Here is a 16,497-nt window from a genome sequence, read left to right on the forward strand (position 1 = left end):
ACAGTGAATGAACCCGGATGAGGGATTGTTCATTGAGTAACCGCGTCGTCACTATCGAAGCACTTCGACCGTAGCGCTTCGAAGGAGATCTCCCTTTAGGAGGTGTCATGCGACGCCTGATCTTCGGTGCCGGGCTGAGCACCGTGCTCGCCCTCGCCGCCGCCTGCACCAGCCAGGCCCCGTCCACCCAGGCCCCGGCCTCGGCCGCGCCCGGCGCCGTGCAGGCGGCCAAGGACGCCGCCGCCAAGGCCGCCGACGGCAAGCAGCTCGGCGGCACCCTCAACCTGCTCGGCCTGCTCAGCGGCGAGCAGCTCAACCAGTACCTGTCGACGTTCAAGCCGTTCGAGGACGCGACCGGCACGACGATCAAGTATGAGACGACGGCCGACCTGCCGGCCGTGCTGCAGACCCGCATCGCCGCCGGCCGGGCCCCGGACCTGGTCTCCGACCCCAGCGCCGGCCAGCTGCGCCAGCTCGCCACCGAGGGCCGGCTCGTGCCGATCGGCGACTGGCTCGACCAGGCCGCGCTGCGCAAGGACTTCCCGGCCGGCCTGATCGACCTGGCCAGCACCGGCGGGAAGCTCTACGGACTCTTCTACAACGCCTCCGTGCAGAACCTCATCTGGTACGACCCGAAGACCTACGACGGCCCGAAGCCCCCCGCCGACTGGGCCGACCTGCAGCGCTGGACGTCCGCCCAGGCGTCCTCCGGCGCCACGCCCTGGTGCCTCGGCGTCGAGTCCGGTGCGGCCAGCGGCTGGCTCGGCGCGGCCATGATCGAGCAGTTCGTGCTGCGCCAGTCCGGCACCGGCCCCTACGACGACTGGTGGCAGGGCAAGCTGCGGTGGACCAGCCCGCAGGTCAAGGCCGCGTTCACCGCGTTCGGTCAGATCAGCACCGACCCGAAGCAGGTCGCCGGCGGCCCGACGGCCGTGCTGACGACGAGCTTCAGCACCAGCCCGCAGGGCCTCTACGCCAAGCCGCCGCGCTGCAAGCTCACCCCGCAGGCGGAGTGGCTCGGTAACACCCTCGCGCAGACGGTGCCGGACGTGAAAGCCGTCGACGACATCGACTTCTTCACGTTCCCGGCGCTGGACGCGGCCAACGGCGGGCTGCTCGAAACGTCGGGCGAGATGCTCGGCGCGTTCAAGGACTCGCCGCAGACGCGGGCGTTCATGCGGTACCTGGCGACACCGCAGTTCGCGACGCTGGTCGGGTCGACCGGGCAGTGGCTGCCGGCCAACCGCGGCGTCAGCGCCGAGCAGATCCCCTCGGCGCTGTCGAAGAAGGCGGCGCAGGCCTACGCGAAGGCCAGCGACGTGCGCTACGCGGCCCAGTCGGCGATGCCACCGGCCATGCAGTCGGCGTTCTTCAAGGCCGTCCTCGACTACGTCAAGACACCGTCGTCACTGGACCAGATTCTGGTCAACCTTGACGAACAGCAACGTGCCGCCTACAAGCCGGCGTAACCGACATGTCGACCTCCACTGCAGTCGCTCTGGCCGCGGCGGTCACCGTGGGCGCCCCGCTGGTCGTGCTCGGGTATCTCGCCGCGGTCGAGCGGCTCCTCGCCCTGCTGCCGGTGGCGGCCGGTAGCAGGGCGAGGCCCTGGGCCTGGCTGCTGCCCCCGCTGGCGCTGATCGCGATCTTCCTCGTGTACCCCCTGATCAACACGATCGCGCTCAGCCTCGAGGACGCCACGTCGAGCCGCTGGGTCGGCCTGGCGAACTACCGCGCGATGCTCGCCGGTGACGAGCTGCGCGACGCGCTGCGCAACAACGTGCTCTGGCTGCTCCTGCTCACCGGCGGCTGCCTGGCCGTCGGCCTGCTCATCGCGGTGCTCGCCGACCGGGTGCGGTACGAGATCGCCGCGAAGTCCGTCGTCGTCCTGCCGACCGCGGTCTCGTTCGTGGCCGGCGCCGTGATCTGGAAGTTCATGTACGACTACCAGGCCCCCGGCTTCCCGCAGACCGGCACCCTCAACGCGGTCCTGACCGGCGTCACCGGCGCCGACCCGGTGCCCTGGCTGGTCGACACGCACACGAACAACGCCGCCCTGATCGCCGTCGGCGTGTGGATGACCACCGGCTTCGCCACCGTCGTCATCTCCGCGGCGCTCAAACAGGTGCCGGTCGAGCAGCTCGAGGCGGCCCGGCTCGACGGGGCCGGCGCGTGGCCGGTGTTCCGCTACGTCGTCCTGCCGCACCTGCGCCCGACCCTCGTCGTCGTCGCGACCCTGCTGGCGATCGGCGCGCTGAAGGCGTTCGACGCCGTCTACGTCATGACGAACGGCAACTACGGCACCGACGTCATCGCGAACGTCCTCTACCGGCAGCTGTTCGTCAACTCCGACTACGGCCGGGCCAGCGCGGTCGCCGTGCTCCTGGCCGTGCTCGTCCTGCCGGTCCTGCTGCTCAACATCCGCGCCCTGCGCCGAGAGGAGGGCTGAACCGTGACCGCCCTCGCCGAACCGACCCACGAGGCCGAGACCCCGCCCCGCGCGGCGTCACCGCCCCGCCGGACCCGGCCCGCCCGCCGATGGCCGGCCCGCATCCCGCTGCACCTGACCCTGGCCGTCATCTGCGCGATCTGGCTGGTGCCGCTGCTGGGCCTGCTCGTGAGCTCGTTCCGTCCGCCGTACGCGATCTCCACCACCGGCTGGTGGGCCGCGTTCCTGACCCCCGGCGACTTCACCCTCGACAACTACGTCACCGTCCTCACCCGGAACCACCTCGGCCGGGCGTTCGTCAACAGCCTGCTCATCACCGTGCCCGCGGTGTCGCTGATGACCACGTTCGGTGCCGTCGCCGCGTTCGTCTTCGCCCGGATGCGCTTCACCGGCCGCCATTTCACCTTCTCGGTGGTACTGGCACTGCTCGTCGTGCCCATGCAGCTGGCCCTCGCCCCGGTCCTGCGCCTGTACAACGTCACCCACCTGGCCGGGACGTTCACCGGGGTGTGGCTCGTGCACTGCGGCTTCGCGCTGCCGTTCGCCATCTACCTGCTGCGCGGGTTCATGGCCGGCCTGCCCGCCGAGCTGTTCGAGGCGGCCGAGATGGACGGCGCGTCACCGGTGCAGCTGTTCGTGCGCATCGCGCTGCCGCTGAGCCGCCCCGCCCTGGCCTCGTTCGCCATCTTCCAGTTCCTGTGGGTCTGGAACGATCTGCTGGTCGCGCTCATCTTCCTCGGCGGCCGCCCCGACGTGGCCCCGCTGACGGTCGCGGTGAGCAACCTCGTCAACGCCAACACCGGCCAGGGCTGGCAGCTGCTCACCGCGGCCGCGTTCGTGTCGATGGCCTGCCCGCTGCTCATCTTCCTGACCCTGCAGCGCCACTTCGTCCGCGGCCTGCTGGCCGGCGCCGTCAAGTGACTGGGAGCGTCACATGCCCGAGTTCGACCTGCCGATCGAGGCGCTGCGCACCTACCGCCCGCCGCGGGACGAGCCGCCCGACTTCGACCTGTTCTGGAAGCAGACCCTCGCCGACGCCCGCCGGCACGATGTGAACGTCCGCTGCGTGCCGGTCGACAGTGGACTGGCCACAGTGGACACATTTGACGTGACCTTCGCCGGCTACGGCGGCCACCCCGTGCACGCCTGGCTGATCGTCCCCCGCAACCGCACCGGCCGCCTCCCGTGCTACGTGCAGTACGTCGGCTACGGCGGCGGCCGCGGCCACGTCACCGAACACCTCCTGTGGGCCAGCGCCGGCTACGCCCACCTGGTCATGGACGCGAGGGGCCAGGGCGCCGACACGCCCGACCCGGTCCCCGCGGACGGCGGCGAGCCGGCCCACGTCACCAGGGGCAGCCAGGACCCGGCGACGTACTACTACCGCCGCCTCTTCACCGACGCCGTGCGCTGCGTGGAGGCCGCCCGCACCCTGGACCGGATCGACCCGGCCGGCATCGTCGTGGGCGGCGTCAGCCAGGGCGGCGGTATCGGCCTGGCGGTGGCCGCGCTGGACCCGGCCGTGACCGCCCTGCTGTGCGACGTCCCGTTCCTGTGCCACTGGCCGAGAGCCGTCCGCCTGGCCCTGCGCCCCCCGTACGCCGACGTGGCCGACCTGTGCGCCCGCCTGCGCCACCGAGCCGAAGCCGTGCTCAACACCCTGCGCTACTTCGACGGCCTCCACTTCGCCGCCCGAGCAACCGCCCCGGCGGTCTTCTCCGCCGCGCTGCGGGACCAGACCTGCCCACCGTCAACCGTCTTCGCCGCCTACAACCACTACGCCGGCCCCAAACACATGATCGTCTTCCCCTTCAACGACCACGAGGGCGGCGGCGCCCCCCACGCCCACTGGCAGACCCGCCACTTCGCCACCCTCCTCGCGGGGTCGGCTATCTGACGGCGCCGCCGCGCGACTGAGCGCAGCATGACGGTGACGATATGCACCTTCGGCGCCGTGCTGATGACCGTGAGGTCGATGAAGATGCGCTCCGAACAACGCAAGCTGCTGGCCGTCGTAGCGGGTGCGGCCGTGGCGGCCCTGCTCGCGTCCGGCGCCGGCTACGTGGTGCTGACCAGCGGCGATCCAGCCAGCCCGGCGGGACCGGAGTTGTCCGTCCGGCCGGCCTCGATCGTGCCCAGCGGGGCCGCGCCGATCTCCGCCGCGCCGTCGGCCGTCGCGCCGCCGCCAACGGCCGGCGTGACGACCGGACCGCCCCGGGCGACGAAGCCGGCCCCGGTCATCACCACCACCAAGAGCGCCCCGGACGCCGGACCGGCGATCATCCGCTGGATCCGCAAGTTCACGCCCACCGGAGGCGGTCAGGGCGGCCTGAGCAACATCTACACGCTCTTCATGCAGCGTGATTGCGCGGCCGGGGCGTTCAACTGCTGGCACGGGCAGGTTTACACGATCTTCAAGGAACTCGTCGTGGCGCACCGCGGGCAACGGCCGACGTCCGTCGACAGCGGCGAACCGCTCGCCGCCGGCTGCCCCGAGATCACCGGGCTCCAGCCCGACCATGGACCGCGCTCCGGCGGATACACCGTCACGGTGTCCGGGCGGAACCTCCCGCCGGAACTCGACCTGCTCTGGCGCGACATCAACGTCACCGTCACGGTCCGGCGCGCCGCCGCCGGCGCGGCGACCATGACCGTGCCCGCGGCCGGGCCGGAGGCGAGCCCGGACGTCGTCATCGCGATCGCCGACGCGCCCTCGCTGGACCCGCACAACCTGACGACGTTCCGGTACGACGACTGATCCGCCGGAGGAGGAACGCATGCGACGGGTACGCGTCCGGCGGGTGGCCGGCCGGGCCGCGCCCGCGCCGGCTCAGGGCGGGGAGCTTCGCCGGGTCCTGCTGACCGCCGGCTCCGAGCTGGCCTTCGTCACCGGCCTGCTCTACTACTTCGGCTGGGTGCGCACCCAGGTGCAGGCCGACCGGCTCGGCTTCGCGGCGGGCGCGCTCAACCTGTCCGTCGCCGACTACCTACTCAAGAGCGTCAACGTCCTGTTTCCCGTGCTCGCGCTGCTGCTCCTGCTGATCCTGCTCGCCCACGTCGCGTTCACCGCGCTGCTGCGGCGCTGGAAGGCCATCGCCCGGCCGCGGCCGGTCTGGAGCCGGATGGCGGCCGTGCTGGCGGTGCTGTGCGGCATCGGCGGGGTGCTGCTGTCGCTGCCGCCGTGGGAGAACCGGTTCGCCGTGCCCGCCGAGTTCACCCTGGCCGTGCTGCTCGCGATGGCCGGGCGGGCGCTGAAGATCCGAGCCACCCGCGAGGAGCCCTGGACCCCCGCCCGGCGGTGGCTGGTCACCCTCCTGCTGCTCCTGCTGCTGTTCTGGAACACGGAGCGGGTGGCGATGTACTTCGGCGAGCAGTACGCCGCCGACTACAAGGCCCGCCCCGGCCAGTTCCCGGCGGTCACCGTCTACAGCCGCGACGACCTGCACCTGGCCGTGGAGGGGGTGCGGGCGAGCAAGCTCGACGAGCGGGACGACGGAGCACTGCGGTACTGCTACACCGGGCTGCGCCTGATGGAGAGCACGGCCGACCGCTACGTCCTCATCAACGAGGCGTGGCGGGCCGGCCGCGGCCGGGTCCTCGTGGTCATGCAGAACGACTCGATCAGGGTCGAGTTTCCCGGGGACTGTCCTGCGCCCACCGCGGCACCGACCAGTACACCCTGAGCCTATTCGGTGTTTTGACGGGGCTTCCGGGCGACCCGGAGGGTGCCGCCCGGGTCGCCGGTGTGCAACTCCGGTGGGCGGGGGCGGCGGTCGCGGCTCGGGGGGTCGAGCAGGCCGGCGGCGACCAGGAGGCGCATCCAGGGGGAGGTGTAGCGGTGTTTGTGGGTCGAGTACGGGCGGGAGTTGCACACGATCGCGGCGAGGCGGGGGTAGCCGGGGCCGAAGACGTAGTGCTCGAAGAACGACGGCACGTCGGGGGCGAACTCGTCGACCTCGATGTCGTCGATCTCCCAGCCGTCGATCTGGTAGAAGCGGTAGCTGTCGCCGTCGATGTAGTAGACGCTGCCGTCGGTGACGTCGAGGCGGAGGTCGCCGATGGCGATGTTGTCGGCCTCCGTGTCGCCGATGACCACGTACCCTTCGCCGATCGCCGGAGGGCCGCCCAGCGGGCACTCCTCGTCCACTTCGCGGTCTCGCCACGCCTCCAGGGTGTACACCTCGGACGGTGGTTGGAATCGTAGGTCGCCGGTGTCCACGTGGCCGACCAGGTCGAACACCTCGTAGAGGCCGGACGGCAGGGCCGGGTTGCGCGGCAGCGGCATCGGCTCGCCGATGACGACCGGGATGGCCTGCTCGGCGGCGAAGAGGCGGAACGTCTCGATCCGTTCCTCGAGCGTCATGACTTCCCGCCGAACCGGAGCCAGCCGCGCTTGGGCGGCTTCGGCCGCACGGTGGCGGCGATCAGGGCGCGGATCACGTCGAAGGTGAGCACGGCCGGGCTGTTGCCGGCGGTCGCGAGCGCACCGAGGCAGCGCAGCACGACCTCCGGGCCGCGGGCCTCGAGGACGAAGACGGGGGCGCCCGCGAAGCCGGCGGGGAGCCAGCCCTGCCAGCGGATCACGCGGTCGGGGTCGCGGGCCAGGGTCGCGTTGGCCGCGGCCAGGGGTCGCGGCTCGCCCGGCTCGCCCGGCTCCCGCGCGATGTGACCCAGCGCCAGCGCACCGCGCGGCTCCCCGTCGACGGCCTTGACGTGCTCGGCCTTCGCCGCGAGGCCGTCGGTGACCTGCTCGGCCGACCAGGCCCAGCCCTTCCGCTCCGCGTGGTCGTGGAGGAAGAACGTCCGGGTCACCGCCACCCCCTTGTGCCGCTGCCACATGCCGGCGAAGTCCCGGACGGCCAGGTAGGCCGACGCCGCGCCGGCCGGCTCGATGATCTCGGGGCGCAGCCGGATCTCGCCCAGTTCGGGGCGGCTCAGCCGGTCGGCGGTGACCAGCCATTCGCGGACCGTGTCGCCGTCGGGGGTGGACTCCACGAGCTCGTTGTAGAAGAACGCCGTCCCGGGGCGGGACCGCGGGCCCACGGGCAGCGTGCATCCGCTCCAGGCCGCCACGATTTTCGCGATCAATGGATCATCGTCGGTCACGGCTGACATCTTCGGCGCTGGACGGCGACCTGGGGGTACACTTCAAATTCAAAGCAAGTAGGATCGGGGGGTGAGCGATCCCCGGCCCGGTCTCAACTCCGAGCAGCTCGGCACCTACCTCGCGCTGATGGAGGTCAGCAGCCTGCTGCAGTACGCGGTGGAGGAGCACCTCCGCGCCGACGGGGACCTCAGCTGGGTGCAGTTCCAGATCCTGGCCCGGCTCGCGCTGAACGCGCCCGACGGCCGGCTGCGCATGACCGACCTCGCCGACGGCGTCGTCTACAGCCGCAGCGGGCTCACCTACCAGGCCGGGCTGCTCGACAAGCGCGGCCTGATCACCCGCTCGCCGTCGCCGGACGACGAGCGCAGCGTCATCGTGACCGTCACCGACGCCGGGCGGGCCCTCATCGCGCACGTGCTGCCGGGCCACGTCGAGCGAGTACACCAGCTGCTGTTCGAACCGATGACCGGCGACGACCTCGCCGTGATGGGGGACGTGCTCGGCCGGGTCCGCGACCACATGCGGGCCAACCCGCCGCGGTCGGCGAAGCCGCGCGCCGGGCGCAACCGGGCCGGCTGAGCGACCCCGACGAAGGCCAGGACCTACTCGTGTCCCAGGCCGAGCCGGGCTCGCCGAGCGAGGAGGAACTCCGCCGGCTGCGCTGATCCACGGACTCTTTGTCCGCGGATGACTTCGGCCTTCACCCGGCCGCCCGGCCACGCGACGCTCAAGTGGCCGAACCGAGCGAAGTGAAGCCCAGCCGGACCTGGCGCCTGTCGGCCGGCTCACACGTCGGACCGGTTGCTTCGAATCCGAAGCGTGTTATGGTCGTGAAGTGCTTCGAATACGAAGCATCACGGTACCCCCGAGAAATGAGGCTTGTGATGAAGGCAGTGCGATTCCACGAGTACGGCGACCCGAGCGTGCTGCGCTACGAGGATGTCGAGCAGCCCGTCCCCGGCGCCGGCCAGGTGCTGATCCAGGTGGCCGCGACCTCCTTCAACGGTGTCGACGGCAACATCCGCGGCGGCTTCATGCAGGGACCCATCCCGGTGGCGCTGCCGCACACCCCGGGCATCGACGTGTCCGGCACGGTCGCCGCGCTCGGCGAGGGCGTCGCCGACGTCCAGGTCGGTGACCGGGTCGTCGGGTTCCTGCCGATGGCCGGCGACGGCGCGGCCGCGCAGTACGTCGTGGCCCCGGCCGAGATCCTCGCTCCGGCCCCGGCGAGCGTGCCCCTGGCCGACGCCGCCGCCCTGCCGACGGTGGGCCTGACCGCGTGGCAGGCGCTGTTCGACCACGCGAAGCTGACGGCCGGCCAGCGCGTGCTCATCAACGGTGCCGGTGGTGCGGTCGGCGGCTACGCGGTGCAGCTGGCCAAGCACGCCGGCGCCTACGTGATCGCGGTCGCCGGCCCCAACAGCGCCGAGCGGGCCGAGGCCCACGGCGCCGACGAGGTCGTCGACCACACCACCGGCACGCCGCGGACCACCGTCGACGCGGTGCTCAACCTGGCCCCGGTCGAGCCGGCGCGGCTGGCCGGGCTGCTCGACCTGATCCGCGGCGGCGGCGTGCTGGTCAACACCACCGTGTGGATGCCGGCCCCGTCCGACGAGCAGCGCGGCGTGCGCGGCATCGACCTGTTCGTCCGCAGCGACGCCGAGCAGCTGGCCCGGCTGGTCGCCCTGGTCGACTCGGGCGAGCTGCGCATCGACGTCGCGCAGCGGGTCCCACTCGCGGAGCTGGCGTCCGTGCACACCCAGGCGGCCACGGGCGCGCTGCCCGGCAAGACCGTCATCGTCGCGTGAGTTGGCGCAGTTCCCGAAGAGGAGAACGTCCGATGTCGAACGACAGAGTGATCACCGTGCTCGGCGCGACCGGCACCCAGGGCGGCGCGGTCGCGCGGGCCCTGCTGGCCGGCGGCGAGTTCGGCGTGCGGGCCGTGACCCGCGACGCCGCGTCACCGAAGGCCCAGGCCCTGGCCGGCCTCGGCGCCGAGGTGGTGGAGGCGAGCCTCACCGACGAGGCGAGCCTGCGCCGGGCCCTGACCGGTGCCTACGGCGCGTTCCTGGTGACGCCCTACTGGGAGCACCGCTCCCCGGCCCGGGAGCTGTCCGAGGTGGAGCACTTCATCGCCGCCGCACAGGCCACCGGCGTGCGGCACGTGCTGTGGTCGACGCTCGAGGACACCCGCGAGGCGATCCCGGCCGGCGACGAGCGGATGCCGTGGCTGGCCGACGGCTACCGGGTCCCGCACTTCGACGTGAAGGGCGGGGCCGCCGACGCCCTGTTCGCGAAGTCCGGCCTGCCGACGACGTACCTGCTGATGTCCTTCTACTGGGACAACCTGCTGCAGCTGCGGCGCGACCCGGACGGCACCCTGGCCCTGCACCTGCCGCTCGGTGACACCCGGATCGCGGGTGTCGCCTCCGACGACATCGGCCGGGTCGCCCTGCGCGTGCTGCAAGAGCCAGAAGCGACGATCGGCGCAGTGGTACCGGTTGTGAGCGGCTACCACACCGGCGAGCAGATGGCCGCCGCGCTCGGCACCGCGCTGGGCGAGCCGGTTGCGTACCGCCCCCCGACCCACGACCAGTTCCGCGGCTTCGGCTTCCCGGGCGCCGACGAGCTCGGCAACATGTTCCAGTACTACGCCGAGTACCCCGACTCCTACCTGGGCCGCCGCGACCTCGACGCCGCCCGCGCCTACAACCCGGACCCGCTCACCCTGGCCGGCTTCCTGACCGCCCACCGCGACCGGATCACCACCTGAGCCGCCGGCCGGTCAGTTCAGGTGGGCGGCGTCGAGGGCGGCCTGCAGCGACTCCTTGTAGCCGTCGCTGGTGACGGTGGCGCCGGAGACGGTGTCGATGTCGGCGCTCTGGGCGGCGATGGTCTCCTGCGTGAGGATCGGCAGGGCGCGGGCGTTGATCTGCCGGTCCTTGCCGTTGCCGTTCGGGTACACGGGGACCGACACGGCGGTGATCTTGCCGTCGGCGACCGTGATGGTGACCTGGACGTCGCCCCAGCGGGTCGCGGCCACCGAGCCCTGGTACGTGGTCCCGCCGCCGGCAGCGGCGCCGGTGGTCGGGTCGGTGGTCGTCGTGGTGCCGGACGTGGTGCCGCCGGCGCCGGCGGTTGTGGTGGCCGGGGCGGCCGAGCCGAGGCTGGTGCGGTAGCTGAACAGCAGCACCAGGCCGGCCAGGGTCGACAGCAGCCAGAGGGTGATACGTCGCACGGGATGCTCCTACCAGGCGAACTGTTCGGTATGGATGCGCGCGGGGGCGGCCCCGGCGGTGCGGGCGGCGGCCGCGGCGGCCACGGTCCAGGCTTCGGGGCCGCAGAGGTACACGTCGGCCGCGGCGACGTGCGGGGCGACCCGGCGCAGCGCCTCGGCGTCGCTCAGCCCGGCAGCCGAGGCGGGGAGCCAGGACTCGCGGCGGGCGCGGGGGCCGAGGAGGTACACGACCCGGACCCCGCGGTGGCGGGCCAGCCAGTCGAGCTCGGCGCGGAACGCGACCTCGGCCTCGCTGCCGGCCCGGTACACCAGGGTCGCCTGGCCCGGGGCCAGGTGCAGCTCGCCGAGCAGGGCCAGCAGCGGCGTGACCCCGATGCCGCAGGCCAGCAGGACGACCGGGCCGCCGCTGTGGTGCTCGCCGGTGAGCCGGCCGTACGGCCCCTCGATCAGCGCGCGGGTCCCCGGGCGCAGCCGGGCCACCCGGGCGCTGCCGTCGCCGAGGTCCTTGACGGTGATGCGGAGCACGCCGGTGTGCGGGGTGGCCGACAGGGAGTACGGGTGGGCCCGGGACCAGCCGGGACCGTCGAGGAACCGCCACTGGAAGAACTGCCCGGCCCGCACCGGCAGCCGGTCCAGGTCGCGGCCGCGCAGGTACACCGACGTCAGCCCCGGCCCCTCGGCGACGACCCGGTCGACGACGAGGCGGTGCCGGGCGTTGCGCCACAGCGGCACCCCGACCCGCCAGACCAGGACCGCGCCGGCCGCGGCCGCGTACAGGGTCCACCAGTAGGCCCGGGACCAGGCCGAGCCGGTGAAGTCGGTCCCGGTCCAGATCTGGTGCGGCAGGGCGAGCCCGACGCCGAGGTACGCGTACAGGTGCAGCAGGTGCCACGACTCGTACCGCAGCTTGCGCCGGGCCGCCCGCATCGACGTCACGACGACGAGCACGAGCAGCAGCGTCCCGGCCGTGGCCAGGAGCATCCCGGGGTAGTCGACGACGAGCTCCCACAGCTCACCGGGCACATCCGTCCGCGCGGCACCGGCGTAGCCGATCGTGATGAGCACGATGTGCGCGACCATGAGGTGGAACGAGCTGAACCCGATCCAGCGGTGCCAGCGCGCGAGGCGGTCCTGGCCGAACACCCGCTCGACCAGCGGCACCCGGGCCATCAGCAGCACCTGCAGCAACAGCAGGTCGGAGGCGAGCAGCCCGGTGAGCCGCCCGAGCGAGGTCAGCGCGTCCGGCCACGCGCCACCCAGGTCCTGTACCCCGTCGTTGGCGACCCAGAGCGCGAGCACCACCAGCATGCTCACCCACGCGACGCCCGCGCCCGCGTCCGCCCACCACTTCGGCGTGACGGGCAGCACAGCCCGCGGGGCGGCGGGCGGGGCCAGGGTCGTCGTCATGCTTCGAGCATCGGCCAAGTTGTTGAGAGTGCGACTATTCGTGGCTAAGAATTCACTAAGAGGCGGGCTCGTGGGGGTCGGCTGCATGCGTCATGAGTACGGCAGCGAAGTCGCACGTTGCTTGTGTGCAGCCTGTGAACCGGCTGTCAGGCGGGCCGGAGCGGGGCCAGGCCGTCGAGGAGGCGCTGCAGGCCGAACTCGAACAGCCCGTCGAGGCTGAAGTGCTGCGCGGCCGGGCTGGTGATGAAGGACGCCATGAGCGGGTGGCGGGCGTCGGCCAGTACCCCCGAAATCCGCTCTTCCTGCGCCCGCATCCACTCCTGCTCGGTCAGGCCGCTGTCCTGCTCGGCCTGGGCCTCCTCGGCCAGGTTCACCGCCGTCCCGCGGACGTAGTTGGCGACCAGGACCGCGGCCGTGAACCGGGTGGTGGGGTCCAGGCCGGGCAGGGCGTCCATCGTCCACTCGGTGTGGGCCATCGCGTTCGGGGCGACGAGGGGGCGGGTGAAGGAGACGGCCTGGGCCAGCCAGGTGTGGCGGCGGTACATCCGCCACTGCAGGCGCGCTATCGCCTCGACGCGGGCCCGCCAGCCGTCGCCCGGCATGGGTGGCGGCGGGTTGTCGCCCATCACCTTGTCCATCATGAGCAGGACCAGGTCCTCGCGGTCGACCACGAAGCGATAGACCGCCATCGTCGGCAGGCCGAGCTGGCCGGCCAGGCGCCGCATCGACAGCCCCGGCAGGCCCTCGGCGTCGGCGATCGCGATCGCGGCGGCGACCACCGCGGCCCGGTCGGGGAGCGGTGCTCTACCCTCCGCCGCGGCCACCACCGTGCCGACGCCGCGGACCGCCTCGACCAGACCCTCCTCGCGCAGCGTGGCCAGGACCTTGGTCGCCGTCGCCATCGCGATGCCGTGCTCGGCCATGAGCTGGCGCGTCGAGGGGATCCGCTCTCCCGGGGCCAGCGTCCCCGCGGCGATCCGGGCGGCCAGGGCGGCGGCGATCCGGCGGTACGGCGCGTCTTCCACACCGCCCATTGTGCACTAGTGCACGCCTGCACACCGGTGGGCGGATACTGGGGACAGCCTCACTATCTCTGACACTAGTGCACTAATACGCTGTACCACATGACTGATGTCGTGCGTTTGGAGTCGCTCCGCAAGACCTACGGCCCGACGGTGACCGCCCTGGACGGCGTCACCGTCGGCTTCCCGGCCGGCAGTTTCACGGCCGTGATGGGGCCCTCGGGCTCCGGCAAGAGCACCCTGCTGCAGTGCGCGGCCGGCCTGGACCGGCCCACCTCGGGGCGCGTGTTCATCGACGGGGCCGAGCTGACCGCCACCGGTGACACCGCGATGACCAAGTTCCGGCGCCGCCGCGTCGGGTTCGTCTTCCAGGACTACAACCTGCTGCCGGCGCTGACCGTCGAGCAGAACGTCCGGCTGCCGCTGCGGCTGGCCGGTCAAAAACCCAACCGCCAGACCATTTCGGGGGTACTGACACAGCTCGGCCTGGCCGACCGGAGGCACGACCGCCCCGAGGCGCTGTCGGGCGGTCAGCGGCAGCGGGTGGCGGTGGCCCGGGCCCTGGTCACCGAGCCGGCCGTCATCTTCGCCGACGAGCCGACCGGCGCCCTCGACCTGCGCAGCGCCCGTGACGTGCTGGGGCTGCTCCGCTCCGTCGTCGACCGGCACGGCCGCACGGTCGTCATGGTGACCCACGACCCGGTCGCCGCCTCGTACGCCGACACCGTGATGTTTCTGGCCGACGGGCGCCTCGCCGGCGCGCTGCGGACCCCGACCGCCGCCGCCGTCGCGGAGCGGCTGGCGCACCTGGGCGACCTCGTCACCGCCGGCGGTGCGGCATGATCGGCGTCGCGCTGCGCAACCTGCGCCACCGGCCCGGCGGGTTCGTGGCCACCCTGCTCTCGTCGTTCCTGGGAGCGGCGCTGCTCATGGCGTTCGCGTCGCTCCTCGACACCGCCGCCGCCACGCCGGACCCGGCCAGTGCCGACTCGCTGACGACGACCGCGGCCGTCGGCGGGGGCTGGTGCCTGGTCATCGTCGCGTTCGCGGTCACCTCCACCCTGACCCTCGCCGTGCGGCAGCGGGCCGGGCAGATCACCGCGCTGCACCGGATCGGGGCGACCCGCCGGCAGCTGCGCCGGATGGTCGTCGCCGAGGCCGCGGCCGTCGCGCTGGTCGCGGCCGCGCTCGCGGTGCCGGTCGGCCTGCTGCTGGGCCGGCTGCTGCTGCGGCTGATGCGCAACACCGGCCAGGTCGCGGCGGCGGTCGGGTTCGAGTTCGGGGCCGTCGCCCTCGCGGCCGGGTTCGGGGTCACGCTGCTCGGGTCCGTCATCGCCGCCTTCGCCGCCGCGCGCCGGGCCGGCCGTACCGGTACGACCTGGCGCCGGCGCCGGGTGGGCGCGGTCGTGTTCCTGCTCGCCGGGTCGAGCTGCGCGGTGGTGACCGCGACGGTGATGGACGGCCAGGGTATCGACGCGATGCAGACCGCCGGGCAGGCCGGGATCTGGGCGTCGCTCGGCCTGGCGCTGCTCGCCCCGGAGCTGCTGCGCCTGGTCACCGCGGCTCTCGGCCCGCTCGTCGGCCGGCTCGGCGCGGCCGGGGAGCTGGCCGTCATCGGCGTCCGGCAGCGCACCCGGCCGCTGGCCGGCACGGTCATGCCGGTGACCCTGTTCGCCGGGATCGCCACCGGCACCGTCTACATGCAGGACATCGAGAACACCGCGGCCGCCGGCACCGTGCAGCCCGACTACGCGCAGGACGTCAAGACCCTCAACTACGTGGTCGTCGGCATGATCACCCTGTTCGTGGCGGTCATGCTGGTCAACACCCTCATCGCGGCCACCACCCACCGGCGGCGGGAGTTCGCCCAGCAGCGGCTGGCCGGCTCGACCCGCGGCCAGCTCCTCGCGATGGTCATGCTCGAAGGGCTCCTCGCCGCGGTCACCGGGGTGCTCGCCGGGACGGCGGCGGCGATGTTCACCATCCTGCCGTTCGGCTCGGCGCGGGCCGGCCGCCTGTGGCCGGACGCCTCGCTCCTGCCCTACGCGGTCGTCGTCGCGGTCGCGGCCGGCCTGGCCGGGGCCGCCCTCCTCGGGACCGCCCGCCGGACCCTGCGCGGACCGGCGGTGACGTCACTGGCATGAAGCCCGGCGACCGCGTACCCCTGGGCCGCACGGACCTCACCGTCACCCGCCTCGGGCTCGGCCTCGCCTCCATCGGTGGCCTGCACACCGCGGTTCCCGCCGCGGCCGCGCAGGCCACCGTCGACGCGGCCTGGCGGCTCGGGGTGCGACTGTTCGACACGGCCCCGGTGTACGGCTACGGCCGCTCGGAACGCCGCACCGGCCAGGCCCTGCACAACCGGCCCCGCGCCGAATACGTGCTGTGCACCAAGGTCGGGCGGCTCATCGAAACGGGCGGCCCGGACGGGCAGCCAATCTGGGCCGACCCGCCGCCGGGCCTCGGGCCGCGGCTCGACTACACGGCCGACGGGGTCTACCGCTCGCTCGCCGACAGCCTCGACCGCCTCGGCCTCGACCGGGTCGACGTCCTGCACATCCACGACCCGGAGCTGGATTACGCGGCGGCGCTCGGCACCGCATACCCGGCCCTCGACCGGCTGCGCCGCAGCGGCCGGATTGCCGCCGTCTCCCTCGGCGTCAACCACGCGGATGTGGCCGCCCGGTTCATCCGCGACGCCCCCGAGCCCGGCGTGGACTGTGTGCTGCTGGCCGGCCGCTACACCCTGCTCGACCGGTCCGGCGCCGCGGAGCTGCTGCCGCTGTGCGCCGAGCGCGGGGTGGCGATCGTGGACGCCGGGGTGTACCAAGGCGGGCTGTTGCTCGAAAGCCAGTCGTCGCAGGCCCGCCGGGTCCGGGCCGCGTGCGCCCGCCACGACGTGCCGCTGCTCGCCGCGGCGGTGCAGTTCCCGTTCCGCCACCCGGTCGTGGCCGCGGTGTTGGTGGGCGCCCGGTCGGCGGCGGAGATCGAGCAGAGCGCGGCCCTGCTTGAGCACCCGGTCCCGGCCGCGCTGTGGGACGAGCTCGATCACCCGGCCGCGTAGTCCGGGGTCTTGATCAGCAGCTCGCGCCGCTCGACCACCTCGGGCGTCACCACGCGCTCCTGCCACTGCTCCGGCGTCACCGGCTCCAGCGCGATCGACACGACACCCGGGTCGCAGTGGAATGCCGTGCTGACCGCCAGCGCGAGCGAATCGACCAGGCTCGCCCGCTCCGCATCGGTGAGCGGCCCGGGCCAGTGCTTGATGTTCACG

18 protein-coding genes are annotated in these 16,497 nt (G+C 72.8%); 12 read left to right on the forward strand and 6 right to left on the reverse strand.

All coding sequences use genetic code 11. The features are described from left to right. Positions 1 to 107 precede the first annotated feature (107 nt). From ACIA8L_RS30140 to ACIA8L_RS30165, 6 genes are read left to right on the forward strand one after another with little or no spacing between them, the layout of a single operon-like run. The gene (locus ACIA8L_RS30140; RefSeq protein ID WP_395909945.1) at positions 108 to 1,469 is read left to right on the forward strand and encodes an ABC transporter substrate-binding protein; all 1,362 of its coding nucleotides are present in this window, start codon (positions 108 to 110) and stop codon (positions 1,467 to 1,469) included. Positions 1,470 to 1,474: 5 nt separating this feature from the next. Beyond that, a complete protein-coding gene (locus tag ACIA8L_RS30145) occupies positions 1,475 to 2,449 on the forward strand; it encodes a carbohydrate ABC transporter permease (protein ID WP_395909947.1) in 975 nt (324 codons plus the stop codon). A 3-nt stretch (positions 2,450 to 2,452) separates the two neighbouring features. Further along, positions 2,453 to 3,370 carry a carbohydrate ABC transporter permease gene (locus tag ACIA8L_RS30150; protein WP_395909949.1) on the forward strand — a complete coding sequence of 306 codons (918 nt, stop codon included), beginning with the start codon at positions 2,453 to 2,455 and terminating at the stop codon, positions 3,368 to 3,370. A gap of 13 nt (positions 3,371 to 3,383) precedes the next feature. Continuing rightward, positions 3,384 to 4,346: an acetylxylan esterase gene (locus tag ACIA8L_RS30155; RefSeq protein ID WP_395909951.1), complete on the forward strand. Its 963-nt coding sequence runs from the start codon at positions 3,384 to 3,386 to the stop codon at positions 4,344 to 4,346. A 27-nt stretch (positions 4,347 to 4,373) separates the two neighbouring features. Beyond that, a complete protein-coding gene (locus ACIA8L_RS30160) occupies positions 4,374 to 5,207 on the forward strand; it encodes an IPT/TIG domain-containing protein (protein WP_395909953.1) in 834 nt (277 codons plus the stop codon). A gap of 19 nt (positions 5,208 to 5,226) precedes the next feature. Beyond that, positions 5,227 to 6,132: a hypothetical protein gene (locus ACIA8L_RS30165; RefSeq protein ID WP_395909955.1), complete on the forward strand. Its 906-nt coding sequence runs from the start codon at positions 5,227 to 5,229 to the stop codon at positions 6,130 to 6,132. Between the two features lie 2 nt (positions 6,133 to 6,134). Here the strand turns inward: ACIA8L_RS30165 and ACIA8L_RS30170 are convergent, their stop codons facing one another. After that, positions 6,135 to 6,812: a hypothetical protein gene (locus ACIA8L_RS30170; RefSeq protein WP_395909956.1), complete on the reverse strand. Its 678-nt coding sequence runs from the start codon at positions 6,810 to 6,812 to the stop codon at positions 6,135 to 6,137. Then, on the reverse strand, positions 6,809 to 7,555 hold the full coding sequence (locus ACIA8L_RS30175; RefSeq protein ID WP_395909957.1) for a hypothetical protein: 747 nt from the start codon (positions 7,553 to 7,555) through the stop codon (positions 6,809 to 6,811). The genes ACIA8L_RS30170 and ACIA8L_RS30175 overlap by 4 nt, the downstream gene beginning before the upstream one ends. 70 nt (positions 7,556 to 7,625) lie before the next feature. On the opposite strand from ACIA8L_RS30175, the gene ACIA8L_RS30180 reads away from it, so the two are divergent. The 3 genes from ACIA8L_RS30180 (at position 7,626) to ACIA8L_RS30190 (ending at position 10,329) form a co-directional block, all read left to right on the forward strand. Beyond that, positions 7,626 to 8,135 (forward strand): MarR family winged helix-turn-helix transcriptional regulator, encoded by a 510-nt coding sequence (locus ACIA8L_RS30180; RefSeq protein WP_395909958.1) that lies wholly within the window; start codon positions 7,626 to 7,628, stop codon positions 8,133 to 8,135. A 305-nt stretch (positions 8,136 to 8,440) separates the two neighbouring features. Beyond that, positions 8,441 to 9,364, forward strand: a complete 924-nt coding sequence (locus ACIA8L_RS30185; protein WP_395909959.1) for an NADP-dependent oxidoreductase — start codon at positions 8,441 to 8,443, stop codon at positions 9,362 to 9,364. A gap of 32 nt (positions 9,365 to 9,396) precedes the next feature. Next, positions 9,397 to 10,329 (forward strand): NmrA/HSCARG family protein, encoded by a 933-nt coding sequence (locus ACIA8L_RS30190; RefSeq protein WP_395909960.1) that lies wholly within the window; start codon positions 9,397 to 9,399, stop codon positions 10,327 to 10,329. Between the two features lie 12 nt (positions 10,330 to 10,341). Here the strand turns inward: ACIA8L_RS30190 and ACIA8L_RS30195 are convergent, their stop codons facing one another. The 3 genes from ACIA8L_RS30195 to ACIA8L_RS30205 form a co-directional block, all read right to left on the reverse strand. Then, the gene (locus tag ACIA8L_RS30195) at positions 10,342 to 10,794 is read right to left on the reverse strand and encodes an FMN-binding protein (protein ID WP_395909961.1); all 453 of its coding nucleotides are present in this window, start codon (positions 10,792 to 10,794) and stop codon (positions 10,342 to 10,344) included. A gap of 9 nt (positions 10,795 to 10,803) precedes the next feature. Further along, on the reverse strand, positions 10,804 to 12,201 hold the full coding sequence (locus ACIA8L_RS30200; RefSeq protein WP_395909962.1) for a ferric reductase-like transmembrane domain-containing protein: 1,398 nt from the start codon (positions 12,199 to 12,201) through the stop codon (positions 10,804 to 10,806). A 146-nt stretch (positions 12,202 to 12,347) separates the two neighbouring features. Beyond that, on the reverse strand, positions 12,348 to 13,226 hold the full coding sequence (locus tag ACIA8L_RS30205) for a TetR/AcrR family transcriptional regulator C-terminal domain-containing protein (protein WP_395909963.1): 879 nt from the start codon (positions 13,224 to 13,226) through the stop codon (positions 12,348 to 12,350). 99 nt (positions 13,227 to 13,325) lie between these two features. On the opposite strand from ACIA8L_RS30205, the gene ACIA8L_RS30210 reads away from it, so the two are divergent. From ACIA8L_RS30210 to ACIA8L_RS30220, 3 genes are read left to right on the forward strand one after another with little or no spacing between them, the layout of a single operon-like run. Then, positions 13,326 to 14,066 carry an ABC transporter ATP-binding protein gene (locus ACIA8L_RS30210; protein ID WP_395909964.1) on the forward strand — a complete coding sequence of 247 codons (741 nt, stop codon included), beginning with the start codon at positions 13,326 to 13,328 and terminating at the stop codon, positions 14,064 to 14,066. After that, positions 14,063 to 15,367: an FtsX-like permease family protein gene (locus ACIA8L_RS30215; RefSeq protein ID WP_395909965.1), complete on the forward strand. Its 1,305-nt coding sequence runs from the start codon at positions 14,063 to 14,065 to the stop codon at positions 15,365 to 15,367. Before ACIA8L_RS30210 ends, ACIA8L_RS30215 begins: the two co-directional genes overlap by 4 nt. Continuing rightward, entirely contained in the window at positions 15,364 to 16,287 is a 924-nt protein-coding gene (locus tag ACIA8L_RS30220) for an aldo/keto reductase (RefSeq protein ID WP_395909966.1), read from the forward strand. The genes ACIA8L_RS30215 and ACIA8L_RS30220 overlap by 4 nt, the downstream gene beginning before the upstream one ends. Here the strand turns inward: ACIA8L_RS30220 and ACIA8L_RS30225 are convergent. Beyond that, positions 16,272 to 16,496 carry a hypothetical protein gene (locus tag ACIA8L_RS30225; RefSeq protein WP_395909967.1) on the reverse strand — a complete coding sequence of 75 codons (225 nt, stop codon included), beginning with the start codon at positions 16,494 to 16,496 and terminating at the stop codon, positions 16,272 to 16,274. The two genes, ACIA8L_RS30220 and ACIA8L_RS30225, sit on opposite strands and share 16 nt — an antisense overlap. Between the last annotated feature and the right edge of the window lies 1 nt (position 16,497).

The organism is Dactylosporangium sp. NPDC051541, assembly GCF_044454505.1.
GTDB lineage: Bacteria > Actinomycetota > Actinomycetes > Mycobacteriales > Micromonosporaceae > Dactylosporangium.